Source organism: Winogradskyella pulchriflava (assembly GCF_042434315.1).
Classification (GTDB): domain Bacteria; phylum Bacteroidota; class Bacteroidia; order Flavobacteriales; family Flavobacteriaceae; genus Winogradskyella; species Winogradskyella pulchriflava.
The window spans coordinates 116,995-142,588 of record NZ_JBHLTQ010000002.1; the positions used below are offsets into that span (position 1 = coordinate 116,995).

A 25,594-nucleotide genomic window follows, 5' to 3' on the forward strand; every position below is an offset into this window, starting at 1 on the left:
TTCACATAACTATAACGTTTGATAGAAACGATATATCATAAATATTGTACCTTTGCACTTTCAAAATTCAAACTAAAAAACAAAATATATTATGGGAAAAGGATTCTTTAATGTACCTGTAGCAGTTAATGAACCAGTAAAGTCTTACGCACCTGGATCACCAGAACGCAAAGCTGTGTCTGAAACATACAAAGCAATGTTTAACAGTAAGGTTGAAGTCCCAATGTTCATAAATGGAGAAGATGTAAAAACTGGAAATACCAGAACAATGTCTCCACCACACGATCACCAACATATTGTAGGAGAATATCACCTTGCAGAAAAAAAGCATGTTGAAGTTGCCATTACAACTGCTTTAGAAGCACGTAAATCATGGTCTCAAATGCCTTGGGAACAACGTGCTGGTATTTTCTTAAAAGCTGCAGAATTAATCGCAGGCCCTTATAGAGCTAAGATTAATGCTGCTACTATGATTGCGCAATCTAAAACGATTCATCAAGCTGAAATTGACGCAGCATGTGAGTTGATAGATTTCTTACGCTTTAATGTTCAGTTTATGACTGACATTTATATGGAGCAACCAGAAAGCACAAGTGACGCATGGAACAGAGTAGAATACAGACCTCTTGAAGGATTTACCTATGCTGTAACACCTTTTAACTTTACTGCTATTGCTGGAAACTTACCAGCATGTATGGCATTAATGGGCAATGTTGTTGTTTGGAAACCAAGCGATAGCCAAATATATTCTGCTAAGGTTATTATGGATGTTTTTAAAGAAGCTGGCGTTCCAGCTGGAGTTATTAATGTTGTATTTGGTGATCCTGTAATGATTACTAATACGGTAATGGCGAGTCCAGATTTTTCTGGCTTACATTTTACTGGTTCAACTTATATCTTTAAAGAGCTATGGAAACAAATTGGAAACAATATCCATAACTACAAAACTTATCCAAGAATTGTTGGTGAAACAGGTGGAAAAGATTTTATAATAGCACACAAGTCAGCAAATGCAAAACAAGTTGCAACCGCTATTTCTCGTGGAGCTTTTGAATTTCAAGGTCAAAAATGTAGTGCAGCATCAAGAGCGTATATTCCTAAAGGAATTTGGGGAGATGTTAAGAATTATTTATTAGAAGATATTAAATCTTTTAAAATGGGATCTCCTGAAGATATGAGCAATTTTATTACAGCTGTAATACATGAAGGTTCTTTTGATAAATTGGCTAAATATATTGACGGAGCTAAAGCAGATAGTGATGCAGAAATAATTGCCGGAGGAAATTATGATAAATCTAAAGGTTACTTCATTGAGCCTACAGTTATTGTGACTACAAACCCAAAATATACTACAATGTGTACTGAGTTATTCGGACCAGTTATTACAATATACGTATATGAAGACGACGCTTATTCTGAAACTTTAAAACTTGTTGATGAAACTAGTGAATATGCACTAACTGGAGCTATTTTATCTACAGATCGTTACGCTATTGAAGAAGCGACAAAGGCTTTACAAAACTCAGCTGGAAACTTCTACATCAATGATAAACCAACAGGCGCTGTTGTAGGACAACAACCATTTGGTGGTGCTAGAGCTTCAGGAACTAATGATAAAGCTGGTAGTGCTCAAAACTTATTACGTTGGGTATCTCCTAGATTAATTAAAGAAACCTTTGTAACTCCAACAGATTACAGATACCCTTTTTTAGGATAAGACCTTTAATACACTAAAACAAAAAAACCTGAGTATATTGCTCAGGTTTTTTGTTTCAAGCTTTAGTAGTTATCTACAGTTTCTTAACATCTTAATTTTCTTCGAAACTTTGAACTTCATTAAAATGCCCAACTCTAGCATTTACTACATAAGGGGCTCCAGTAAAGTTATTGTTAGATACAAAAGCAACAAAACTCAACTTTGAAGCATTAGTAACATTTGATGGCACACTCAATGAAAAGGTTCTACTATAAACAGACTCAAGAATATCATTACTAGGTATAGCATCACCAGCAACATTAGTTAAGCTAGCTCTTAACACATGGTCATGTTCAAAATTCTGTATAACACTTACACCACCATAATAACTAGTATAGTTTTCTTGATTAGCAATTAAATCGTCTTCTACAGCCATAACAACAAGTTTAGTGTTATTAAAGGAAAAGTCTTCACTAAATTTAACTTTAACTTCTACATTTACATTATTACCATTTAATGTAGGTATAACTGTTAAACCTAAAGGAGCATTATCACATAGTGTTTTATTAACCACTTGATCTATATTATTAGGTTCAGGAAATGTCCAATCTGCAGCTCTATCAACTTTAACCGTTGGGTATGCATTAATATTAAATGCGTTTTCTAAAGCCTCAACCTCATCACAATAATACTCCTCATCATTATGTACGGCAATTACTGCTATTTGATCAGTCTGCTCTTTAGTCAACTCGATTGCATAAGATACTCTTGGACAATAACCACACCAAGTACCTGTATAATCTTCAATTAAAACATGTTTGGTAAATTTTGAATGGTCCTCGGAAACACCTACTTGCAATGAGCCACTTGTAAGGCTTTGATATGTCGCAGTAACTTGTAAAGAACCAGATTCTGAAGTTGTATATGTATTTCCACTTATACTATTACCATTAACCATTATAGTAGATTGATTGGTTAAATCTTGTCCATTATTTCCTGTTACAGCAAAACTCACTGTATCACCAGCATAAATACCGCACTCTACAGAACTAGAGACTTCTACACTTATACTTGTTAGGTCATTGCTACCATCACCATCTCCATCTCCACCACCATCACTGCTGTCACTACTGCAAGAACTAAAAAATGTTGCTATAGCTACTAAAAAAAGGATTGCAAACTGTTTTGTTTTCATAAAATTTAAAATTTTTAATAATATTTTCTTCAAAAAAACGCAAATTATACTAATTTTTCAAAATTCTGGTATTATTATTGTCAAATATTTAGAAAATAAACAATTATTAGTTCACTATGAAATACTTTTTTTTAACGATTACCTTCCTCAGTTTTTCACTAATCTATGCCCAAGATATACCGGATATTTCGCTTCAAGACATTGAAGGGAACTCTATATCAATAAACGAACTAGCCAATTCTAATGATATTAAGATTTTTAGCTTTTGGGCAACTTGGTGTGTGCCTTGCATTAATGAGTTAGATGCTATTGCAGATGTTTATGAAGAATGGCAAGAAGAAACTAATGTAGAATTAATTGCTATTTCAACTGATGATGCTAGAACTAAAAAAAGAGTTATTCCGCTTATAAATGGTAAAGATTGGGATTACCAAATTTTAATTGACGATAATCAAGATTTTAAACGTGCATTGAATGTCAATATTTTACCATACGTAATAGTGGTTAAAAATGGCAAAATTATTCACACTCGCACAGGATATACGCCCGGCAGTGAAGATGAACTTTATGACATAATTAAAGAGCACAGCAACAAATAGTCATTAAAAAACTAATCAATCCTTAAATACTTTAAATGAAAAAATTAATACTGTTATTGTTTTTTTATTCATCATTAAACAGCGTATCAGCCCAATCGTTAGACGGTCTAAGAGTTGGACTAGAGTCTAATATGGCTTGGTACAATGATGACAAAAAAACTGGTCCTTTTTTCGATAGTGAAAACCAAGATGGAGACAAACACTTAAGATTTAATACATATCTAAAATTAGATTATAATTTTTTAAAAAACTTCACAGCTACTGCTCAAGTAGAATCTTATGAACCATTGGCTTTACTTAATTACTCTCCAAATTTTGAGGGCACTAACCTAGGTATATACTCCTTAAACTACAGAAATTCTAAGTTAGAAATAAATGCTGGTCACTTCTATGAGCAATTTGGCAGTGGATTGATATTAAGAAATTGGGAAGACAGACAATTAGGTATCAATAATGCCCTACTAGGAGGTAGATTAAAATATAGGCCTTTAGATTTTTTATCACTTACTGGGCTTTATGGGAAACAGCGATTTGGTTTTGAAACATCAGATGGGGAAATATTTGGATTTAATACAGAAATTGACCTATCTACAATATTAAAGTCTGAAAACTCTTCTTACAGTATTGGTTTAAGTTATGTAGGAAGAAAAGAAGCTACAAAAATTGAAGATCCAAATTTTGATGAATTGACTAATGCTTTTTCTGGTCGATTTGATTTTTATAAGAATAATTTTTATGCCAATGCCGAATATGTTTATAAATCTGAAGATGTTACCGTTATTGCTGGTCAGTTATTAAATGATTTTGTAAACCCAGGAAATGCATTGTCAATCAACACTGGTTTTTCCACAAAAGGATTCGGTATTGATGCCACATTTAGACGTCTAGAAAATATGGGGTTTTTCTCAGAGCGCGAAAAAACTGGAAACGTATATTTAGAAAACAATATAAATTTTACACCAGCATTGACCAAACAGCATGATTACTTACTCACCAATATTTTTGTCTACCAAGCACAATCTCAAGTTATTTTTGCAGACCCTCAACTTATGGAAGCTGGAGAAATAGGAGGGCAACTAGATTTATATTACAATATCAAAAAAGGATCAGCACTTGGAGGTGAATATGGTACTAAATTAGCTTTTAACGCTTCATATTGGGCTGGCCTAAAAGGTGATTTTGATTACGGAAACCTTAGTTATGATGTAGACTACTTAGGCTTTGGATCTAAATATTTCTCTGACTTAAGCTTGGAAATTAGAAAAAAATGGTCAAAAAAATGGAGCTCAATTTTCTACTTTGTTAATCAATATTACAATCAAAAAACCATTGAAGACAATTTTTCTGGTGAACAAATTCAATCAAATATTCTGGTTTTGGAAACAACAAACAAACTTGGTAAAGGAAAATCTGTTAGATTGGTAGCTCAAAAACTATGGTCTAACTCTGAAAATCATGATTGGGTTGGTGGCACTTTTGAGTTTAATTTTAGCCCAAGATTATCACTTTATGTAAATGATATTTATAATAGTGGATTAGATAGTAGCACTAAAGAAACTCATTATTTTAATTTTGGAGGCAGCTTTAATAAAGGTACAACCCGTCTATCTTTAAACTATGGAAGACAGAGAGCTGGCCTAGTATGTGTTGGAGGTGTGTGTAGATTTGTACCAGAAGCAACAGGGCTATCAGCAAGCTTACTTATGAGTTTTTAACTTTCTGTTGTTATTTTTTATATTTAAGTGGCAGATAAATGACCTTTTTAGTATCAAAAAATGCTTCTTCAAAATAATCGGATAATAAATAAGCTTTAACCGCAGTATAGTTTTTTAGTTCTTCTGTTAAATCACCACCTTTTAGGTATAAGATGCCATTTTTAAGTTCGTTTTGCTGCTTTTTGGCAATTTTTCCTTTTATCCATTTGGTAAATTCTGGCATTGCTGTTACTGCTCTACTTACAATAAAATCATAAGTTCCATCTATGGCTTCAACCCTACTATGTGTAGTTTTTACATTCGTTAATTCAATAGTATCGCAAATAGCATTAATAACTTTCAGCTTTTTATTGATGCTATCCACCAAGTGAAACTGACAATTAGGAAACAAAATAGCCAATGGCACACCTGGAAATCCACCTCCAGTGCCTACATCCAATATTGACGAGCCATCCGTAAACCGAACTACCTTGGCAATACCCAAAGAATGAAGTACGTGTCTAATATATAACTCATCTATATCCTTACGGGATATAACATTTACCTTAGTATTCCAATCATTGTAGAGTGATTCTAAAGCTTCAAACTGCTTTATTTGAGTTTCCGTTAAATTTGGAAAATATTTTAGAATTAAATCCATTATATTCAATTTTTGCAAAAGTACATTATTTTAATGTGGATAAAATAACGTTAATACATAATGCTTCATTTTAATTATTAACTATATTTGACCCGTTATACTGTATTCAATTCCCATACGTTATAACATAAATTAATATAATAAATGGCACAACAAACCTTATCCTTCTCTAGAGTTGACTCTGCAAAGTTCTTTAGAACTCTAAACAAACGCGTTAACAGTTATTTTAAAGACAATAATATAAAGCGTACAGGTAACTGGCAACTTTGGGTTAAGACTATAGTAATGTTTGCTATATTTTTAACACCTTATTTTTTACTTCTAACTTTAGATATACCTACTTGGGCACAAATACTTCTAACCATTGTTATGGGTATTGGTATGGCTGGTGTTGGTATGAATGTAATGCACGATGGTAACCACGGATCGTTTTCTAACAAAGAATGGGTTAATCGCCTAATGGGAAGCAGTATCTATATATTAGCCGGAAATGTTTACAATTGGAAAGTTCAGCATAATGTTCTACATCACACATATACTAACATACATGGACATGATGAAGATTTAGAAGCAGGAAGAATTCTACGTTTTTCCAAACATGCAGAATGGCATAAACATCATAGATTTCAGCATTATTATTCAATACTGTTATATGGACTATTGACCATTAATTGGGCTATTACTACAGATTTTCAGCAAATGAAGCGCTATATGAAACGAAAGTTATCTTATGGCAAATTACCGAATCCTGTAGTCAACTGGAGTAAATTAGTCGTTACAAAACTTTTATATGTTTCTATGTGGATAGTATTACCAATACTTTTAACAGATTTAGCTTGGTATGAAGTCATCATAGGCTTTTTAATTATGCATTATGTTGCTGGCTTAATATTAAGTGTTGTTTTTCAATTGGCGCACGTAATGGATGAAGCAGAGATGCATTTGCCTGCAAAAGATGGTACAATGAAAAACACTTGGGCTATTCACCAGTTAAAAACTACAGTTAATTTCGGCGCAAAAAATTGGTTGGTAAATTGGTACACAGGTGGTCTAAATCATCAAGTAGAGCATCATATTTTTCCTCATATTAGTCATATTCACTACGGAAAAATCGCTAAGATTGTAAAAGACACTGCTAAGGAATTTAATTTACCTTATAAAGAATACGAAACCACAAGAAAAGCTATTGCAGCACATTTCAGATTTTTGAAAGAAATGGGTATGCGACCAGCGATTTAAGCAAAATTCTATTATTACAAAATCATGAACCAACTTTCGGATAGAATTAATAATCTATCGACTTCAGCTACCCTAGCCATGGCTGCAAAAGCAAGAGAATTACGTGCAGAGGGAAAAGACATTATTGGATTAAGTTTAGGTGAGCCAGATTTTAACACTCCAGATTTTATTAAAGAAGCTGCTATTGAAGCGGTAAATCAAAACTACAACAGCTATACTCCTGTTGATGGTTATGTAGAATTAAAAGAAGCTATTATCACCAAATTTAAGCGTGACAATGATCTTAATTATACACTTCCGCAAATTGTAGTTTCTACAGGGGCTAAACAGTCTCTTTTTAATATTGCGTCGGTGATGCTAAATGATGGAGATGAAGTTATTTTACCTTGTCCTTATTGGGTAAGTTATAGTGACATTGTAAAACTAAATGGCGGAGTTCCTGTTGAAGTACAAACCGACATAGAGAACGACTTTAAAATGACAGCAGCACAACTTGAAGCTGCAATCACTCCAAAAACTAAAATGATTTGGTACAGTTCTCCTTGTAACCCAAGTGGATCTGTATATAGTAAAGAAGAATTAAGAGCTTTAGCAGATGTATTGCAAAAGCATCCTAATATATATGTAGTTTCAGATGAAATCTACGAACATATTAATTTTAAAGGTGGACATTTTAGTATCGCTCAATTTGATGATATGTTTAATAGAACCATCACAGTAAATGGTGTATCTAAGGCCTTTGCCATGACAGGTTGGAGAATTGGATATATTGGAGCTCCAGATTGGATTGCTAGAGCATGTAATAAAATGCAAGGTCAGGTTACTAGTGGTGCTAATTGTATAGCACAACGTGCTGTAATAACAGCTTTAGAAGCACCAGCATCTAGCGTACAGTATATGGTGGATGAGTTTAAAAACCGACGTAAACTTATTTTAGGCCTACTAGATGATATTGAAGGTTTTAAAACCAACGAACCAGAAGGCGCTTTTTATGTGTTCCCAAATGTTTCTTCATATTTTGGAAAAACCATTAAAGGAAAAACGATTAACAATGCTACAGATATGTCTTTGTTTTTATTAGAACAAGCTTTGGTAGCAACAGTAACAGGTGAAGCTTTTGGTAACCCAAATTGTATTAGAATTTCTTATGCGGCATCACAAGAAAATATTAAAGAGGCAATTAAAAGGATAAAAACTGCGTTAAGCTAGTATAACTTTTTCATCAATCGCCTTTTTTAAAAGGAAAAGCTATAATCAAATGATTTGATTATAGCTTTTTTTTATGATAGTGTTTAAATTCTAAAATAAAGCCACTAAGAACAATGCAAAGACAGACAATTTTAAAATTACAGCTGTATGGTTTACCATAGTTTGTTGAGAAGATTTTAGTCTTTGTCTAATTCCAAATATAGATTTTGTTGTTGACTTGCTAAAGTTATACTTCACAACTGATTTGTAATTAGAATTCAATAATCCATTGGTTGTAAAATGTGACACCTCAATGGGTTCTGGTACTGTTTCTAATTTTTGATTTAATACTAATTCCATGATTGATATTTTTTAATTGGTTACATAGATATGACGTACAACTTCAAAAAATGTTACAGTCTGTGTTACAGCAGATAAGAAAAATAAATAACCAAAAATCTGGAACTATTAGTAAAAATATAGGCTAGGTCTATTTTAAAAAAAATTAAAAAAAGTTGAAAATTTTACCGATTTCTCCAAAAGAACGGTGTAAATAATATCAGTACTGTAAACAATTCCAATCGTCCAATAAGCATCAAAAATGAAGCCCACCATTTACCTAAGGTTGGTAATGCAGCGTAATTATTTACTGGACCAAAATTACCTAAAGCCGGACCAACATTCCCTAAACTGGATGCAGAAAGTCCAATAGCAGACTCAAAATCCATATTAAACATAGAAAACACCAAAGCACCTATGATAAAGGATAACATATAAAGAATGAAAAAACCTAAAATATTAAAAACAATGTCTTTGGAAATTGATTTAGTGTTGTAACGCACTGGTAAAATGGCGTTAGGATGCAATGCACGCTTAAATTCTAAAAAGCCATTTTTAATCAAAATTAAATGACGTACTACTTTTACACCACCAGATGTACTACCTGCTGAACCTCCCAAGAACATTAAACCGAAAAAGAAAACCGTAAGAAATGGTGTCCATACTGTGTAATCTGCGGTTACAAAACCTGTAGTAGTTACTATTGCTAATACTTGAAATAATCCATGCCTAATGGCACTTTCGCCTTCACCCAATACCATAGGATGTAATATTGAAGATTGCGATACATCTGCTCTAAAATATATTAATAGTGATGCTATAATTGTGAATATAGCTATAAACTTAAAATAGAGTTTAAACTCATCATCCTTAATGATTTTTGTTACATTTCCTTTAAATAGATAATAACTCAAAACAAAATTTGTTCCGGCTAAAAACATAAAAAAGATAATAATGTATTGAATTGTAGGATTATCATTCCAATAAGCTACACTTGCATTTTTTGTAGAAAATCCTCCTGTTGACAATGTACTTAATGCGTGATTGATAGCATCAAAGAAAGACATTCCGGCAAGCTTTAAAAAAATAGTTTCAGCAACGGTATAGCCAAAATAAATTAACCATAAACGCTTGGCTGTATCTGTAATTCTTGGATGTAATTTATCACCACCAGGACCTGGTGCTTCTGCTGCAAACAGCTGCATACCACCTACACCTAACAATGGTAAAATGGCAATGGCTAATACAATAATTCCCATACCACCAATCCAGTGTGTCATACTTCTCCAAAATAGTACACCTTCTGGAAGCACCTCAATATCATTTAAAATACTTGCACCTGTTGTTGTGTAGCCAGACATGGTTTCAAAAAAAGCGTTTGTAAATGATGGAATGGCATCAGTTGCCAAATAAGGCAATGTACCTGTAAGAGACATTACAATCCACCCAAAGGCTACTACTATATAACCTTCGCGCTTATTCATTTCTTTGCGATGCTTTTTGGTACCATACATAGCAATAGCTCCCAAAAGCAATGTGGCCAAACCAGCCAAAAATAAATTTAATGTTACACCATCCTTATAAATGAGGCTTATTAAAGTAGCAAGCATCATAAAACCACCATTGAAAAGCAATAACAATCCAAAAAAGTGGAAAATAATTTTATAATTAAGATGTATTCTAGACATAATAACAGACTAAGAGAAAAAAGCTTCTACCTCAGAAATGGAACGTGGCAAACAACAAACTACCACACGATCTCCTGCTTCTATTTTAAAACTACCAAGCGGAATCAAACCTTTTCCATCTCTCATAACACCTCCAAAAATTGCAGACCTTGGGAAATTTAAATCCTTAATAACCTTATTGGTGATTTTAGAATTTGGTTTTACCACAAACTCTAAAAGTTCAGCATTCATGTTTGTTAGCTTTGTCATTGCAACCACCTCACCTTTTCTAATATATCTAAAAATATTATTAGCTGCCAGAAGTTTTTTATTAATAAGTGTATCTATTCCTATGGATTGCGACAGTTGGTAATAATCCATATTTTCTACAAGAGCAATAGTTTTCTTTACTCCTTTAGACTTAGCTAAAAGACAAGACATAATATTGGTTTCAGAATTTCCTGTTACGGAAATAAAAGCATCCATTTCTGAAATGTTCTCTTCATGCAGAATATCTACATTTCTACCATCACCACATATTATTAAGGCATTAGGCAGACTATCAGCTAGATCTTCAGCAACTGGTTTTTTGCTTTCAATCAACTTTACGTTAAACTTACTTTGACATAAATCTCTAGCCGTTTTATAACCTATTTTACTACCTCCAAGAATCATAACATTCTTAATTTCAGCTTTCACTTTTCCCGAAAGCTCAAACAATTCGGCATCACCTCCTTTAGAGGTCATAAATACAACTTTGTCTCCTTCCTTAAACTGAGTATCTCCTCTTGGTATTATAGTATATTGCGTTGCATAGCGCTGTATTGCAATTGGAATAAAATGAAGTTCGGAATATAACTCGGCAGCTTCTTTTACCGTTTTACCTACAAACGTTGCCGTTCTGGACAAACGTAAGCCCAACATGGTTAGTGCACCATCTTCAAACTCATACGTATCGTTAAAACCATATTGGTTTAGTAATAATTCTATTTCTGATGCCGCTAAAGATTCTGGTGAAATCAGTTCATCTATTCCAAATTGAGAAAAACCAATAGTTTCTTTTTCGTCTATAAATTCAGTATTAGAAATTCTAGCGATAGTACGTTGTGCACCAAGCTGCTTAGCCAAAACTGATGCTGTGATATTTGTAGTTTCAGAAGAAGTTACTGCAATAAATAATGCCGCAGATTCTATACGCGCTTCTCTTAAAATTGCTATAGATGTGGCATCACCTTTTATGGTTTTTATATCTAGATGTTCACCTGCATAAGATAAACTATCTTTTTTGTTATCAATAAGGGTTATCTCTTGCGACTCGTAGGATAATAATTTTGCTAAATGAAATCCTACCTCTCCAGCACCTGCGATAATTATTTTCATTATATATCATTAAATAGACGTGCAAATATACTAAGAACTTACAAGTTAATAAGTGCCTAAAGTATTTAAAGTTGTAAGTACTGTTAGAACTTATCCATATATTTGCCAAAAATTTTTAATGTCTAAAAATCTAAAACCATATAAAGATAGCGAAGCCTCAAAAAAGGTTCAAGTCACAAAAATGTTTGATACTATTTCTAAGGAGTATGACGGGTTAAACCGTGTCATTTCTTTTGGTATAGACATAAAATGGAGAGATATGGTTGTAAATATTGTATCTAAAAAGAAACCTAAGAATATTTTAGACATCGCTACAGGAACTGGTGATTTAGCTATAAGCCTAACCAAAACTAATGCTGAAGAAATTATTGGACTAGATATTAGTGACGGCATGCTTGAGGTTGGAAGAAAAAAGATAAAATCTAAAAACTTGGATGGCATTATCTCTATGGTTATAGGTGATTCTGAAGATTTACCATTTGAGAATAATACATTTGATGCTATTACTGTTGCTTTTGGTGTTAGAAATTTTGAAAACTTAGAAAAGGGTCTTGCAGAAATTTTAAGAGTCTTAAAACCAAACGGCATTTTTGTAATTTTAGAAACTTCGGTTCCAACAAACCCAATATATAAATTTGGATATAATATACATTGTAGGTTTTTATTACCTATTATTGGAAAGTTATTTTCTAAAGACAGAGTTGCATACAGTTATTTAAGTGAATCGGCTTCGGTTTTTCCTTATGGAGAGGCTTTAAACAATATTTTAAGAAAAATTGGGTTTATTAATGTCAAAGACAAACCACAAACTATGGGTGTGGCAACTATTTATACAGCATCTAAAGGGTAATATGAAACGAATTGTAATCATTTTAGCATTTTTATTGGCATTTCAAAATGTATCAGCTCAGCTATTTACAAAAGAAAAAGTTGCTAATAACATTGATAATATCGACCAAAAGTTTTTGTCTTGGGGTTATTTTTTGGGTTTCAACCAGTATGATTTTAAATTCAATTACAATGAAGATTTAAAAGATATCTTGGTTGATAAAACCTTTGGGTTTCACCTAGGTCTTATTGGTGACATGCGTATTAACGATTACTTAAACCTTAGACTAGAGCCAGGAGTGTTTTTTACCACTAGAAATGTAATGTACGACGAAAGCTATTTTGCTGGTATGGATTATAACGATTCTGATCTTTTAAGAGAGGTAAAATCTACCTATATCCATGTTCCGCTTTTATTAAAGGTGTCCACGAAGCGAATTAATAATTTTAAACCTTTTATCATTGGAGGTATTTCTACGGCTCTTAACCTTTCGAGCAATGAAGACAACCCAGACGATAATAGTGCTGGAGAATTCAGAATGAAAAAAAATACCTTTTTTTATGAAATAGGTTTTGGTATCGATTTATATCTACTCTATTTTAAATTCACTCCTTCAATTCGTGGTGTGTTTGCTTTAAATGATGAAATTGTACGAGACGCTGACCCTAATAGTCCTTGGACTGGCAATGTGGCAAAAATGCAAACAAGAGGTATTTTTATTAATTTTACTTTTCAATAGCGCTTCGCCTAAATTCGCTTAAAACTATTGCAGCTGCATTAGCAACATTAAGACTTTCTGTTGAGTTAACATCTCCATATTGAGGAATTGTAATTTTCATTTTTACAATAGATTTTATAGCCTCTGATATTCCATTTGCTTCATTTCCCAATACTACTACTCCATTTTCAGGCAATTGTGTTTTATAAATATTTTCACCTTCCATAAAGGTTCCAAAAACATCTGAGCTGGTAGATGAAATAAAATCTTTTAAATCTAAATAGCTAACGTTAACACGTGTTAACGAACCCATTGAAGCTTGCACAACCTTAGGATTATAACAATCTACTGTTGTAGGACTACAAACCAAATCCTTTACACCAAACCAATCGCAAAGTCTAATTATTGTACCTAAGTTACCAGGATCTCTTACATCGTCTAGAGCTATAATTAAGCCTTTTTCGTTTATTTTAGTTGCATTAGGAATTCTAAAAACAGCCAAAGCTGTATTCGGATTTTTTAACGAAGAGATTTTTTTTAAGTCGTTTTGAGAAATTATTACAGCTTCATTATTATCAAAAATTGGTTTTGTTGTATATAAGTTTTCAAGCACAAAATCGGAATTCAGAAATTCTTCTATGCCTTTTATGCCTTCAACAATAAATAAACCTAATTGTTGTCTAATTTTTTTTTGAGTTAAACTCTTAATTAACTTAATTTGATTCTTTGATAACATTAAAATGTCTTTACATTTGTTAGTGTTATTACAAAGTAAACCTTTTTTGGACTAATTTTTGTTTATAACATCCAATATCAAAAAAATAATACAGCTTTTGAAACTGCAATATCGTATGTTGTTATCTAAAAAATATTACAGAACCACTTGTAATACGATATTGTTATTCTTTATTGTTTTGCTTACAAGCTCCTGTAATATTGTTAAACGCGTTAAAGCTGACGAACATTTAATTACTAAAAACACCATTATTGAAGATGGAGAAGTAAATAACGAAGAGCGCGTTAACAATATTATCATACAGCAAACCAACCTTGGTATGGATAGATTTTTAGGTTTGCGCTTACCACTAAGATTACATATCTATAATTGGGCAAAGCCTAACATTGATTCAATTATATATGCAGATGTTTTAAGCGATTCGTTAAAAGTAAAACGACGCATAGCCTTACTATCCAAAAAGCAATTTGATCGTGCTGTAGAAGCTCGCCGAAATAGGCACAATTGGTTAAAACGCACAGGAGAAGCACCCGTAATTTTGAATGAAGACAAAACCCTTAAGACGGTAAATAATCTTAGAAACTACTACGCCTCTAGAGGATGGTTAAATAATTCTGTTGATTACGAAATAAAAAAAGACAGTAATAAACGTGCTCAAGTCACATACAAAGTCACAAAAAATAAACCTTTTATTTTAGACTCTGTTAAGCCAATTATCAGCAGTCCTGAAATTGATACTTTATATAGTAAATTTAGTAAAGCGTCACTTTTGAAAAGAGGAGAGCAATACGACGTAAGTAATTATGAAAAAGAACGCCAACGTATTAACGCTTATTTACGAAACAATGGTTTTTATTACTTTGGACAAGAATACATTAGGTTTGTTACAGATACTATAGGTACAAATTACAAAGTAAATACAGAATTGGTTATTGCCAATCGCTCAATACGTGGTGATGATTCTACAGCAGTAGTACCATTTAAGAAATATAAAATCAAGGAAGTTAATATTTTTACAGACGACAATTTTGAAAATCGTTTCAAAACCATTGCAGATACTACCACATATAAAGACTACACCTTATACAGTAAAAACAAATTAAGATTTAGGCCTAAAGCACTCACCGATGCAGTTTTTATTAATAAAGGTGATAATTACAGTGACTTAGCACGTAGTAGAACCTCGCGTTACCTTAACGATCTGCAAATGTTTAGATACCCTAAAATCATTTTTGAAGAAAACGAGGCAGATACAACGCTTACCGCGAACATTTTTCTTGAACCTAAAAAGAAATACCAACTGAGTTTTGATTTAGATGTTTCTCAAAGTAATATCCAAACCATAGGTTTTTCGGTTTCTCCTGGTTTAAAAATCAGAAATATTTTCAGAGGTGCTGAGACATTAGAATTAAGTGGAGTTGCAGCAATTGGCGCATCTGAAGATGGTGGTGATACCGAAGATACGTTTTTTGATATCAACGAGTTTGGTGGAAACATAAGACTTACAATCCCTCGTTTATTTACGCCATTTAAAACAGATAGTATTATTCCAAAATACATGTCTCCAAGTACTGCCATCAACCTTTCTGCTACAAGTCAACAGAATATTGGATTAGATAAACAAACCATTTCGGGTCTGCTTAGTTACAATTGGTTGCCTTCAAAAACGGTTACAAATACCTTAGAACTTTTTAATGTTCAGTTTGTGAAAAACCTTAATACAAGCAACTATTTTGGAGTCTATTCAAATTCATTTAGACGTTTAGATAATATCGCAAGAGATATTGGCTATATCGATGAAGATGAGAGCTTAGAAAACCCTTCAAACTCATTCTCACTTGCCAATACCTTTATAGATGATGTGTTAGCGGGCAACACAAGTTTAACCTCCAGTGATGACGATTATGTAACGGTAAACAATATTGACGAACGTAAAGACCGACTCACCGAAAACAACCTTATTTTTTCTACAAGTTTCGATTATAAAAAAGATAGGCGCGCTAATATTTTTGATAATGATTTCTCAATATTTAAATGGCGTGTAGAGTTGGCAGGTAATTTTCTTTCTACACTATCCGAAGTCTTAGGCTCTACTAAAAACAGTAATGGAAATTACGAAGTCTTTGGTGTCGCGTTTTCACAATACTTTAAAACAGAAGTTGATTATGTAAAATATTTTGACCTAGGGAGAAATAATGTTCTCGCCCTTAGAAGCTATGCAGGTATAGCCATTCCTTATGGTAACTCTACTAACATTCCGTTTGCTGAGAGTTTCTTTGCAGGTGGACCAAACGATAACAGAGCATGGACGGCCTATAATCTAGGACCTGGAAGTTCTAAGACCACCAACGAGTTTAATGAAGCTAACTTTAAAATTCATCTTAGTGCAGAGCAACGCTTTGGTCTATTTGGTAATTTTAAAGGCGCTCTTTTTGTTGATGCAGGGAATATTTGGAATGTTTTAGATAACGTTGTGGATGAAGCAGCAACTTTCAATGACTTTAGCTCATTAAAAGATATAGCTATAGGTTCTGGGTTTGGAATACGTTATGATTTCGATTTTTTTGTACTACGTTTCGATACAGGTTTTAAAACTTACGAACCTTCACAAAATGAAGGAAACAGATGGTTTAAAAATTATAACTTCAGGAATGCAGTTTACAATATTGGTATTAACTATCCTTTCTAAAAAACTATATCGTTTTCGGTATTTGTACACTATTTATCTTTAAAAACAGACGCATAAATATTCAAAATTGCGTATTTTTGAAATCTAACTTTTTTCAATCATATCAATATGAGTCATAATATTAAACCTGGTGTAGCTACAGGTAGAGAAGTTCAAGAAATTTTTAAACTAGCTAAAGAAAAAGGCTTCGCCCTACCAGCTGTTAACGTTATCGGTTCTAATACTATTAATGGAGTATTAGAAACTGCCAAGGCACTAAATGCTCCTGTAATTATTCAATTTTCTAATGGTGGTGCTCAATTTAATGCAGGTAAAGGCTTAAGTAACGAAGGGCAAAAAGCTGCAATAGCAGGTTCTATTGCTGGTGCAAAGCATGTGCACCAAATGGCAGAAGCTTATGGAGTTCCTGTAATTTTACATACAGACCATTGTGCTAAGAAACTTTTACCTTGGATTGACGGTTTACTGGATGCTAGTGAGCAACATTTTAAAGAAACTGGAAAGCCTCTTTACAGTTCTCACATGATTGATTTATCTGAAGAGCCAATAGAAGAAAACATCGAAATCTGTAAACAATATTTAGCTCGTATGAGCAAAATGGGTATGACTTTGGAGATTGAATTGGGAATTACAGGTGGTGAAGAAGATGGAGTTGATAATACAGATGTAGATGATTCTAAATTATATACACAACCAGAAGAAGTTGCTTATGCTTATGAAGAATTAAGTAAAGTGAGTGACCAATTTACGGTTGCTGCAGCTTTTGGGAATGTTCATGGAGTTTATAAGCCTGGAAATGTAAAATTAACTCCAAAAATATTAAAGAACTCTCAAGATTACATCTCAAAAAAGTATGGTGTAGGTCATAATCACATCGATTTTGTATTCCATGGTGGATCTGGTTCTACTGTAGAAGAAATAAGAGAAGGTATTAGCTATGGTGTTATTAAAATGAATATTGATACCGATATGCAATGGGCTTTTTTAAGTGGTGTTAGAGACTACGTGCAAGACAAAAAAGACTACTTACAAACTCAAATAGGCAATCCAGACGGAGATGATGTGCCAAATAAAAAATACTACGACCCACGTGTTTGGTTACGTAAAGGTGAAGAAGCCTTTGTTGCTAGACTTAAAAAAGCTTTCGAAGATTTAAATAATATAGATACGCTTTAAGAAAAAAAACAAATAGTTTTTAAAACCCATTAGGACTTAAAATCAGAGTTTTAGTGGGTTTTTATTTGCTTACAAAATTCAATTCTATAGATACCTATCTCAATTTTTGAGTTATATTTAATAAAATAGTAATTTTGTATGCTTTGTTTATGCAAACCCTAACGAACTAAAAATATAGATTATAGATTATTTTATATCTGTAATTACAAACTTAAAATCATGAATCAATATGGCTTGGTTTAAAAGAAAAGATAAAGGTATTCATACCTCAACTGAAGAAAAGAAAGACACTCCCAAAGGGCTCTGGTATAAATCACCTACGGGAAAAATAATAGACACAAAGGAACTTGAACAAAATTTCTATGTTAGCCCTGAAGATGGTTATCATGTAAGAATTGGAAGCAAAGAGTATTTTGAAATTCTGTTTGATGATAATAAGTTCAAAGAATTAGATGCCAACTTATCTTCTAAAGATCCTCTAAAATTTATTGACACAAAAAAATATCCAGACCGCTTAAAGGCTGCTCAGGAAAAAACTAAATTAAAAGATGCTGTACGTACTGCCGTAGGTAAATCTAATGGAAAAGATTTAGTTATTGCATGTATGGATTTTAGTTTTATTGGTGGATCTATGGGTAGTGTAGTTGGTGAAAAAATAGCAAGAGCTGCAGATTATGCCTTAAAAAACAAAACACCATTTATGATTATTAGTAAATCTGGCGGAGCACGTATGATGGAGGCAGCACTATCGCTAATGCAGTTAGCAAAAACTTCTGCAAAGTTAGCACAATTGGCAGATGCTAATATTCCTTATATTTCTCTGTGTACTGATCCAACTACTGGTGGCACAACTGCTTCTTTTGCAATGCTTGGAGATATAAACATTGCTGAACCCGGAGCTTTAATAGGTTTTGCTGGACCAAGAGTTGTAAGAGACACAACAGGTCAGGAATTGCCTGAAGGTTTTCAGACTTCTGAATTCTTATTAGAGCATGGTTTCTTAGATTTTATAACCCATCGTAAAGACTTAAAAAAGAAAGTAAATCTCTATATAGATTTAATAAAAAATCAACCATTAAGAGCATAAAAAAGCGAGCCATAAGGCTCGCTTTTTTTCTCCAATCAAACTTAAACCAAATTACTAGTTTAAAGTAATAGGTATTTCAGTACCATTATTAAATGTAAATGTTGCCTGATTATCACAGTTTCCATCTCCATAATCAAATACACCACCAAAATTTGTTCGTTGCACATCAAAAGATCCGCTTACAAAATAATAGCAAACTACCTCTCTACGTAATGGAACAATAACTTCATAAGTATGCGTATTTCCATTTACAAAAGTCGATGACCAATTACCTGTAATTTCAAAAACATTATCACTAAAAACACCACTACCAAAACCTTCAACCCATTCTCTAATTCTTGATCCTTCTCTCGATGCTTGTACGCCATTTGGCCAAATCACGGTTATGCTTAAATCGTGAGTATATTGAGGGTTGCCATTTTCATTAGACAATTTTTTGAGAATAGAACGGCTCGCAATGACATTTTTATCATCAAAATAAAAATCAACTAAGTTGTAATTAATTGCTATTTGCTGCGCTTCAGGATCTCTTGTATAATCAAAAATAATTTGCCCTTTAATAATATGGCTATTCACTTCACAGCCTTCTGTTCCAAAATCTAATGTTACCTGTCTATAGCCTTGTTGTGCAACAACTGTAATAGTCACACAATCTGGAATATCTCTAGAATATTCTGTTCTCTCAGAATCACTTCCAGTATATTCAATCCTATCAACAACATCCGACTCTTGCTCTTCATAGGCATCAATAATCACATCTCCCAAAACAGCATCAATTTGATCTATCTCAGCAGAACGCTTAACTTCTAAAGTATCCTGAGCTTCACTATCTGGGTCAGCAGTTTCATCATTGTTACTACATGATGTAAAGACCAAGCCTAAAACCAGCAAGCCTAATATTCCTCTCTTTAACGCATTACAATTTGTACCCACACCATTCTTAACGGTATTTTTGAGTTTGTGATTTAAAAAATTCATGATTACTTTTTTTTATGTTAATATACTGTTAAGACCAGAATAAAAACAAAAGGTTTAATTCGGTTGAATAATTTATGCTCTTTTAAAGTAAATAGAAAACTCTGTACCAACATCAACTTTACTACTCACCTCTACTTTACCACCTAAAGATTCAATGTGGTTTTTTGTAATAAAAAGACCAATCCCTATTGCATCTTCATTATAATGAAACGTTTTATACATCTGAAAGATTTTGTCTCCAAACTTGTCCATATCTATTCCCAATCCATTGTCCTTTACTTTTAAGACCACAAAATCCTCTTCAAGAGATGTTGTTAACTCAATTATAGGTACTCGTTTTTTTGACCTATACTTAATAGCATTAGTAAGGAAATTGAGTATAATACTTTCCAAATATGCAGGTACAGCTCTAACATTGAGCTCTTCATCTATTTCATTATATATTATTGCATTTGCATTCTGCGCCATGGCAATGATATTATACATAGCCTTTTCTACGAAATCAAATAAATTGAGTGCTTCTAATTTTGAAGACTCTACTTCTTTGATTTTTGCAACTTCTGTAAGATGTGAAACGGTTTCTTGTAAATTATCGACAGCTTTCTTTAACAATTGAAAGTTCTCATTATCCTTTTGATTGGAAAGATCTTCTTCTAAAAACTCGGTTAATGTAGCTAAGTTACCAGAGTGTGACCTAAGGTTATGGGTTACTATGTTTGCAAAAGCTGTTAACCTCTCATTTTGCTCTTGTACAACACTAAGCATCGATTTTAATTTATCTTGGTTTTTTTGCCTATTGGTAACATCATTAAATTGCCATATCATATATGGCTTGCCCTCTTTAAAGTACACTAAAGACACATAAACCAACACCCATAAAATTGAACCATCCTTATGAAAGTAACGTTGTTTAACACGATACTTATCTATTTTACCATGAATTAATTTATGATACTTTTCTTCATGAACACCAAGATCTTCGGCATAGATAATATTATCTATATCCATATTAAAAAGTTCCCATCTTGTGTACCCTAAAAGTTCACAAACACTTTCATTAACCTTTAGCCAATTGCCTTCTAAGTTAACAATTGCAATACCGTTGTAAGTATTGTTAAAAACACGGTCCAGCACATCATGTGCGTTTGAAAAATAGCGACGAGAATCTACTGCCTTCATCCTTTGTGATTTACAGGATTAATTAGGTGAAAGCTCTTAATTAGTCGAGGGGAGACTATACTAAAACATTGTATTTCAGATAAAAGTTACGAAAAAAACTACAAATCACAAAAAAGTATTATATTTGCCGCTCGAAAGAAAGGCTTTCGAGTACATAAAAATCATTTACAATAATATTAGCATGTATTTAGATCAAAAAGCAAAAGAGAAAATCTTTAAAAAACATGGTGGTGATGCAAAAAATACTGGTTCTGCAGAAGGACAGATTGCATTATTTACCGCAAGAATTAACCACTTAACAGAACACTTAAAAAACAATCGTAAAGATTACAATACTGAGCGTTCTCTAGTGAAATTGGTAGGTAAGCGAAGAGCGCTACTAGATTACTTAACTAAGAAAGATATCTTAAGATATCGTGCAATAGTAAAAGAATTAGGATTAAGAAAATAATCTCAATATAAAGACCACGCTATTAGCGTGGTTTTTTGTTTTAAAATAACGCAATCGAAAGCGTCTAAAATTCGAATTTATGAATAAGCATGAGATTCTGAAACAAGTTCAGGACTAGCGGTTTTTCATTGGTCACACAACTACTACACAACAACACAACGACCATTGTTTAACATTATTTTGGCGTACTATCGTCAGAACAAGAATTAAAAATTTTATGATTCCAAAGACTTACAAAGAGGTCATTGACCTTGGTGATGGTAGAGAAATTTCTATCGAAACCGGAAAATTAGCAAAACAAGCACATGGTAGCGTTGTAGTGCAATCAGGAAAATGTATGCTATTATGTACAGTTGTTTCCAATTACCATTCTGCAGATGTAGATTTCTTACCGTTAACAGTAGATTATCGCGAAAAATTTGCTGCTGCAGGCCGTTATCCTGGTGGTTTTTTTAAAAGAGAAGCTAGACCAAGTGACGGAGAAGTTTTAACCATGCGTTTAGTGGACCGTGTATTACGTCCATTATTCCCAAAAGATTATCACGCAGAAACACAGGTTATGATACAACTAATGTCTCATGACGACGATGTAATGCCAGATGCAATGGCTGGTTTAGCTGCTTCTGCTGCAATTCAATTATCGGATTTCCCTTTTGAATGTGCCATTTCTGAAGTAAGAGTTGGTCGTGTAAACGGTGAATTTGTTATCAACCCAACTAGAGCACAACTTGAAGAATCTGACATTGATATGATGATTGGAGCTTCAGCGGACTCGGTAATGATGGTTGAAGGTGAAATGGATGAGATTTCTGAAGAAGAAATGACTGAAGCTATCAAAGCTGCACATGAAGCTATTAAAGTACAATGTGCCGCACAAATAAGATTAGCTGAAGCTGTTGGCAAAAAAGAAGTACGTGAGTATGAGCCAGAACGTGAAGATGAAGATTTAGCAAAAAAGATTCACGATATGGTTTACAATAAAACATATGCTATTGCTAAAGCTGGTTCTTCTAAGCATGAAAGAGGTGCTGCCTTTTCAGAAATCAAAGAAGAGGTTTTCAATTCGTTCTCTGAAGAAGAGCAAGAGGATTTAGGAAAACTAATTCATAAGTATGTTGCAAAAGCTCAAAAAACAGCAATTAGAGACTTAACCTTAAATGAAGGTTTACGTTTAGACGGTCGTAAAACAACTGAAATCAGACCCATTTGGTGTGAAGTTGATTACTTACCGTCAACGCATGGTTCAGCAATCTTTACACGTGGAGAAACTCAGGCATTAGCAACAGTTACTTTAGGAACATCAAGAGAAGCAAACCAAATAGACATGCCATCTTTTGAAGGTGAAGAACGTTTCTATTTACACTATAACTTCCCACCGTTTTCCACTGGTGAGGCAAGACCAATCCGTGGAACATCTCGTAGAGAAGTTGGTCATGGTAACCTAGCACAACGTGCATTAAAAGGTATGGTTCCTGAAGATTGCCCTTACACTGTAAGAGTTGTATCTGAAGTATTGGAATCTAACGGTTCTTCTTCTATGGCAACGGTTTGTTCTGGTACAATGGCATTAATGGATGCTGGTGTACAATTAAAGAAACCTGTTTCTGGTATTGCTATGGGATTAATCTCTGAAGGTGATAAGTACGCTGTACTTTCTGATATCTTAGGTGATGAAGACCATCTTGGTGATATGGATTTTAAAGTAACAGGTACGGCAGACGGAATTACAGCTTGCCAAATGGATATTAAAGTTAAAGGATTGTCTTACGAGATTTTAGTGAATGCACTAAAACAAGCAAGAGATGGTCGTTTACATATCCTAGAGAAATTAACTGATACAATTGCAACACCAAATGCTGAAGTTAAGGATCATGCGCCAACTATGGTAACGAGACGTATCCCTAACGAATTTATTGGTGCTTTAATTGGACCTGGAGGAAAAGTGATTCAAGAGTTACAGAAAGAAACCGATACTACTATAGTAATCAATGAAGATCCTGTAACTGAAGAAGGTATCGTGGAAGTACTTGGTGTTGGTAAAAAAGGGATTGAGGCTGTTATGGCAAAAATTGATTCTTTATTGTTTAAGCCTGAAGTTGGAAGTATTTACGAAGTAAAAGTTATTAAGATGTTAGATTTTGGTGCTGTTGTAGAATACACTGAAGCACCAGGAAACGAAGTTTTATTACACGTAAGTGAATTAGCTTGGGAACGTACAGAAAATGTATCGGATGTTGTAAACATGGGAGACGTTTTTGATGTAAAATACTTTGGTGTAGATCCTAGAACTAAAAAGGAAAAGGTGTCAAGAAAAGCTATTTTACCAAAACCTGAAGGTTATGTAGCAAGACCACCAAGAGACAATAACAATCGTGGTGGACGTGATAACAACAGAGGAAGAGATAATCGCGGACGTGATAACAGACGTGACGATCGTAAAACTAGAGAAGACAAGAAGGAAGATTAATTTTTAACTTCTCAATTATTATAAATAACCCTAAATGAAGTACATCATTTAGGGTTTATTTTTTTGGTCATTTTATTCAAGTGTTAAATAATTACAAAAAACAATCCAATTTTAAATGTTTAACGTACATCTGTAAACAATTAATTTTTAATCTTTTATAAAATATTCATGGCCTCACTAAAAACTGCCTTTTCTAACCTACATCACAACTTCATAAATGAATCAAAAAAATTAGCGAATGAGTTTAATTTGTTTTTTAGCAGTAGTAGCAAAACTGAAAGCTCATACAATAGAATTGTATTATTAAGTTCCTTTTTATTATTACTGTTAGGAATTTATTTTCTATCCGTTTTTCATAATGATTTTGAGCAATTCAACGCCTACAAAACAAGTTCTACTTTAGGGTTATTCTTTCTTATATTAGGTACAAGTTTATTTGTTTTCAAAGCTTTATTCTTTATTTACAAAGCCTATAATTACTATAAGTATAAACCTATTACAGCTGTTTCCGATGAGGAGTTGCCAACGTGTACTATAATTGTCCCTGCATACAACGAAGGAAAACAAGTTTGGGACACCTTAATGAGTTTAGCAAACAGCAACTACCCTAAACATAAAATGCAAATTATATCCATTGATGATGGTAGTAAAGATGATACTTGGGAGTGGATGTGTGATGCTAAGACAAAACTTGGAGACCGTTTAGAGATATACCAACAACCAAAAAATAAAGGCAAACGACATGCATTATATTATGGTTTTAATGTTGGTACTGGTGATGTTTTTGTTACCGTTGATAGTGATTCTATTGTTACTGAAAATACATTAAAAAATTTAGTAAGCCCATTTATAAAAAATCCTAATTGTGGTGCTGTTGCTGGTAACATTAGAGTTCTAAATAAGAAAAAAGAAGTGCTTCCTAAAATGCTGGATGTAAGTTTTGTAATGAGTTTTGAATTTGTCCGTTCAGCAGAAAGCAACCTTAACTCTGTGTTATGTACACCTGGAGCTTTAGCAGCTTACAGAAAAACAGCAGTTCACAATTGTTTATCAGAGTGGATTAATCAAAGTTTTATGGGTCAACCTTCGGATATTGGAGAAGACAGAGCAATGACCAACATGATTTTAAAACAAGGAAAACATGTTTTATTTCAAAAAAACGCTGTGGCTTACACCAATGTGCCAGAAGAATACCTTGGGCTATATAAAATGTTTATTCGTTGGGGACGAAGTAATGTGAGAGAGAATCTTGAAATGGCAAAATATGTCTTCACTAATTTTAGAAAAGGAGACAAAACAGGTATCAGAATTTTATTCATAAGTCAATTCTTAAAATTATTAATGAGCTATCCACTAATGCTATCTATGTTATTCTTTGTATTAATTCATCCGTTATTATTCCTAGGATCCACTTTAGTAAGCATTCTTATATTTTCAACTTTTTCTGCAGTATTTTTTGCCACGCAATACAAAACCGCTGAAGGTTTCTGGGCCTATTCCTACAGTATTCTATACACATTTGCTTTATTCTGGATTACACCTTACGCCATCGCAACAGCAAACAGGAGAGGCTGGCTTACAAGAGGTTAGGCGACAACAAACTATATAACCTTCCTCAAAATTTGG

General features: G+C 33.2%; 21 protein-coding genes. 13 read left to right on the top strand and 8 right to left on the bottom strand.

Annotated elements, in window-relative coordinates; all coding sequences use genetic code 11:
• Window positions 1–91: 91 nt before the first annotated feature.
• Window positions 92–1,717: an L-glutamate gamma-semialdehyde dehydrogenase gene (gene pruA, locus ACFFGA_RS05700; protein ID WP_386060964.1), complete on the top strand. Its 1,626-nt coding sequence runs from the start codon at window positions 92–94 to the stop codon at window positions 1,715–1,717.
• A gap of 91 nt (window positions 1,718–1,808) precedes the next feature.
• On the opposite strand, the gene ACFFGA_RS05705 is transcribed toward pruA, so the two are convergent.
• Window positions 1,809–2,891: an Omp28-related outer membrane protein gene (locus tag ACFFGA_RS05705; RefSeq protein WP_386060967.1), complete on the bottom strand. Its 1,083-nt coding sequence runs from the start codon at window positions 2,889–2,891 to the stop codon at window positions 1,809–1,811.
• Window positions 2,892–3,007: 116 nt separating this feature from the next.
• Between ACFFGA_RS05705 and ACFFGA_RS05710 the strand changes: the two genes are divergently transcribed.
• Together ACFFGA_RS05710 and ACFFGA_RS05715 are read left to right on the top strand one after the other, a co-directional pair.
• On the top strand, window positions 3,008–3,490 hold the full coding sequence (locus ACFFGA_RS05710) for a TlpA family protein disulfide reductase (RefSeq protein ID WP_386060970.1): 483 nt from the start codon (window positions 3,008–3,010) through the stop codon (window positions 3,488–3,490).
• 35 nt (window positions 3,491–3,525) lie between these two features.
• Entirely contained in the window at window positions 3,526–5,205 is a 1,680-nt protein-coding gene (locus ACFFGA_RS05715) for a DUF6029 family protein (protein WP_386060972.1), read from the top strand.
• 10 nt (window positions 5,206–5,215) lie between these two features.
• On the opposite strand, the gene rsmG is transcribed toward ACFFGA_RS05715, so the two are convergent.
• Complete coding sequence (rsmG, locus tag ACFFGA_RS05720; protein WP_386060975.1) at window positions 5,216–5,845, bottom strand: 16S rRNA (guanine(527)-N(7))-methyltransferase RsmG; 630 nt, start codon at window positions 5,843–5,845, stop codon at window positions 5,216–5,218.
• A gap of 144 nt (window positions 5,846–5,989) precedes the next feature.
• Between rsmG and ACFFGA_RS05725 the strand changes: the two genes are divergently transcribed.
• Both ACFFGA_RS05725 and ACFFGA_RS05730 read left to right on the top strand, forming a co-directional pair.
• The gene (locus ACFFGA_RS05725; RefSeq protein ID WP_386060978.1) at window positions 5,990–7,084 is read left to right on the top strand and encodes a fatty acid desaturase family protein; all 1,095 of its coding nucleotides are present in this window, start codon (window positions 5,990–5,992) and stop codon (window positions 7,082–7,084) included.
• A 24-nt stretch (window positions 7,085–7,108) separates the two neighbouring features.
• Window positions 7,109–8,293, top strand: a complete 1,185-nt coding sequence (locus tag ACFFGA_RS05730; protein ID WP_386060981.1) for a pyridoxal phosphate-dependent aminotransferase — start codon at window positions 7,109–7,111, stop codon at window positions 8,291–8,293.
• Between the two features lie 90 nt (window positions 8,294–8,383).
• Here the strand turns inward: ACFFGA_RS05730 and ACFFGA_RS05735 are convergent, their stop codons facing one another.
• From ACFFGA_RS05735 to trkA, 3 genes are all read right to left on the bottom strand, one after another.
• On the bottom strand, window positions 8,384–8,632 hold the full coding sequence (locus ACFFGA_RS05735; RefSeq protein WP_386060984.1) for a hypothetical protein: 249 nt from the start codon (window positions 8,630–8,632) through the stop codon (window positions 8,384–8,386).
• A 164-nt stretch (window positions 8,633–8,796) separates the two neighbouring features.
• Window positions 8,797–10,299, bottom strand: a complete 1,503-nt coding sequence (locus tag ACFFGA_RS05740) for a TrkH family potassium uptake protein (protein WP_386060987.1) — start codon at window positions 10,297–10,299, stop codon at window positions 8,797–8,799.
• 9 nt (window positions 10,300–10,308) lie between these two features.
• Window positions 10,309–11,658 (bottom strand): Trk system potassium transporter TrkA, encoded by a 1,350-nt coding sequence (gene trkA, locus ACFFGA_RS05745; RefSeq protein WP_386060990.1) that lies wholly within the window; start codon window positions 11,656–11,658, stop codon window positions 10,309–10,311.
• A 118-nt stretch (window positions 11,659–11,776) separates the two neighbouring features.
• Between trkA and ubiE the strand changes: the two genes are divergently transcribed.
• Both ubiE and porT read left to right on the top strand, forming a co-directional pair.
• Window positions 11,777–12,508: a bifunctional demethylmenaquinone methyltransferase/2-methoxy-6-polyprenyl-1,4-benzoquinol methylase UbiE gene (ubiE, locus tag ACFFGA_RS05750; RefSeq protein ID WP_386060993.1), complete on the top strand. Its 732-nt coding sequence runs from the start codon at window positions 11,777–11,779 to the stop codon at window positions 12,506–12,508.
• Window position 12,509: 1 nt separating this feature from the next.
• Complete coding sequence (gene porT, locus ACFFGA_RS05755; RefSeq protein ID WP_386060996.1) at window positions 12,510–13,226, top strand: type IX secretion/gliding motility protein PorT/SprT; 717 nt, start codon at window positions 12,510–12,512, stop codon at window positions 13,224–13,226.
• On the opposite strand, the gene ACFFGA_RS05760 is transcribed toward porT, so the two are convergent.
• Window positions 13,213–13,941 carry a TrmH family RNA methyltransferase gene (locus ACFFGA_RS05760; RefSeq protein WP_386060999.1) on the bottom strand — a complete coding sequence of 243 codons (729 nt, stop codon included), beginning with the start codon at window positions 13,939–13,941 and terminating at the stop codon, window positions 13,213–13,215. The genes porT and ACFFGA_RS05760 overlap by 14 nt on opposite strands.
• A gap of 97 nt (window positions 13,942–14,038) precedes the next feature.
• Between ACFFGA_RS05760 and tamL the strand changes: the two genes are divergently transcribed.
• The 3 genes from tamL (at window position 14,039) to accD (ending at window position 18,893) form a co-directional block, all read left to right on the top strand.
• Window positions 14,039–16,630, top strand: coding sequence for a translocation and assembly module lipoprotein TamL (gene tamL, locus ACFFGA_RS05765; protein WP_386061002.1), 2,592 nt, complete (start codon window positions 14,039–14,041; stop codon window positions 16,628–16,630).
• Window positions 16,631–16,738: 108 nt separating this feature from the next.
• Window positions 16,739–17,806, top strand: a complete 1,068-nt coding sequence (gene fbaA / locus ACFFGA_RS05770; protein ID WP_386061005.1) for a class II fructose-bisphosphate aldolase — start codon at window positions 16,739–16,741, stop codon at window positions 17,804–17,806.
• 229 nt (window positions 17,807–18,035) lie between these two features.
• Window positions 18,036–18,893, top strand: coding sequence for an acetyl-CoA carboxylase, carboxyltransferase subunit beta (gene accD / locus ACFFGA_RS05775; protein WP_386061008.1), 858 nt, complete (start codon window positions 18,036–18,038; stop codon window positions 18,891–18,893).
• Between the two features lie 54 nt (window positions 18,894–18,947).
• Here accD and ACFFGA_RS05780 read toward each other — a convergent pair whose 3' ends face one another.
• Complete coding sequence (locus tag ACFFGA_RS05780) at window positions 18,948–19,871, bottom strand: hypothetical protein (RefSeq protein ID WP_386061011.1); 924 nt, start codon at window positions 19,869–19,871, stop codon at window positions 18,948–18,950.
• 72 nt (window positions 19,872–19,943) lie between these two features.
• On the bottom strand, window positions 19,944–21,050 hold the full coding sequence (locus ACFFGA_RS05785) for a sensor histidine kinase (protein ID WP_386061014.1): 1,107 nt from the start codon (window positions 21,048–21,050) through the stop codon (window positions 19,944–19,946).
• 181 nt (window positions 21,051–21,231) lie between these two features.
• Here ACFFGA_RS05785 and rpsO point away from each other — a divergent pair, with 181 nt between their 5' ends.
• From rpsO to ACFFGA_RS05800, 3 genes are all read left to right on the top strand, one after another.
• Complete coding sequence (rpsO, locus tag ACFFGA_RS05790) at window positions 21,232–21,501, top strand: 30S ribosomal protein S15 (RefSeq protein ID WP_386061232.1); 270 nt, start codon at window positions 21,232–21,234, stop codon at window positions 21,499–21,501.
• Window positions 21,502–21,718: 217 nt separating this feature from the next.
• Entirely contained in the window at window positions 21,719–23,968 is a 2,250-nt protein-coding gene (locus ACFFGA_RS05795) for a polyribonucleotide nucleotidyltransferase (RefSeq protein WP_386061016.1), read from the top strand.
• A 168-nt stretch (window positions 23,969–24,136) separates the two neighbouring features.
• A complete protein-coding gene (locus ACFFGA_RS05800; protein WP_386061019.1) occupies window positions 24,137–25,558 on the top strand; it encodes a glycosyltransferase family 2 protein in 1,422 nt (473 codons plus the stop codon).
• Window positions 25,559–25,594 lie beyond the last annotated feature (36 nt).

Excerpts from the sequence above, each read along its gene's own strand:
- pruA (WP_386060964.1), top strand. The coding sequence starts at position 92 with ATGGGAAAAGGATTCTTTAATGTACCTGTAGCAGTTAATGAACCAGTA.
- ACFFGA_RS05705 (WP_386060967.1), bottom strand. The coding sequence starts at position 2,891 with ATGAAAACAAAACAGTTTGCAATCCTTTTTTTAGTAGCTATAGCAACA.
- ACFFGA_RS05710 (WP_386060970.1), top strand. The coding sequence starts at position 3,008 with ATGAAATACTTTTTTTTAACGATTACCTTCCTCAGTTTTTCACTAATC.
- ACFFGA_RS05715 (WP_386060972.1), top strand. The coding sequence starts at position 3,526 with ATGAAAAAATTAATACTGTTATTGTTTTTTTATTCATCATTAAACAGC.
- rsmG (WP_386060975.1), bottom strand. The coding sequence starts at position 5,845 with ATGGATTTAATTCTAAAATATTTTCCAAATTTAACGGAAACTCAAATA.
- ACFFGA_RS05725 (WP_386060978.1), top strand. The coding sequence starts at position 5,990 with ATGGCACAACAAACCTTATCCTTCTCTAGAGTTGACTCTGCAAAGTTC.
- ACFFGA_RS05730 (WP_386060981.1), top strand. The coding sequence starts at position 7,109 with ATGAACCAACTTTCGGATAGAATTAATAATCTATCGACTTCAGCTACC.
- ACFFGA_RS05735 (WP_386060984.1), bottom strand. The coding sequence starts at position 8,632 with ATGGAATTAGTATTAAATCAAAAATTAGAAACAGTACCAGAACCCATT.
- ACFFGA_RS05740 (WP_386060987.1), bottom strand. The coding sequence starts at position 10,299 with ATGTCTAGAATACATCTTAATTATAAAATTATTTTCCACTTTTTTGGA.
- trkA (WP_386060990.1), bottom strand. The coding sequence starts at position 11,658 with ATGAAAATAATTATCGCAGGTGCTGGAGAGGTAGGATTTCATTTAGCA.
- ubiE (WP_386060993.1), top strand. The coding sequence starts at position 11,777 with ATGTCTAAAAATCTAAAACCATATAAAGATAGCGAAGCCTCAAAAAAG.
- porT (WP_386060996.1), top strand. The coding sequence starts at position 12,510 with ATGAAACGAATTGTAATCATTTTAGCATTTTTATTGGCATTTCAAAAT.
- ACFFGA_RS05760 (WP_386060999.1), bottom strand. The coding sequence starts at position 13,941 with ATGTTATCAAAGAATCAAATTAAGTTAATTAAGAGTTTAACTCAAAAA.
- fbaA (WP_386061005.1), top strand. The coding sequence starts at position 16,739 with ATGAGTCATAATATTAAACCTGGTGTAGCTACAGGTAGAGAAGTTCAA.
- accD (WP_386061008.1), top strand. The coding sequence starts at position 18,036 with ATGGCTTGGTTTAAAAGAAAAGATAAAGGTATTCATACCTCAACTGAA.
- ACFFGA_RS05780 (WP_386061011.1), bottom strand. The coding sequence starts at position 19,871 with ATGAATTTTTTAAATCACAAACTCAAAAATACCGTTAAGAATGGTGTG.
- ACFFGA_RS05785 (WP_386061014.1), bottom strand. The coding sequence starts at position 21,050 with ATGAAGGCAGTAGATTCTCGTCGCTATTTTTCAAACGCACATGATGTG.
- rpsO (WP_386061232.1), top strand. The coding sequence starts at position 21,232 with ATGTATTTAGATCAAAAAGCAAAAGAGAAAATCTTTAAAAAACATGGT.
- ACFFGA_RS05795 (WP_386061016.1), top strand. The coding sequence starts at position 21,719 with ATGATTCCAAAGACTTACAAAGAGGTCATTGACCTTGGTGATGGTAGA.
- ACFFGA_RS05800 (WP_386061019.1), top strand. The coding sequence starts at position 24,137 with ATGGCCTCACTAAAAACTGCCTTTTCTAACCTACATCACAACTTCATA.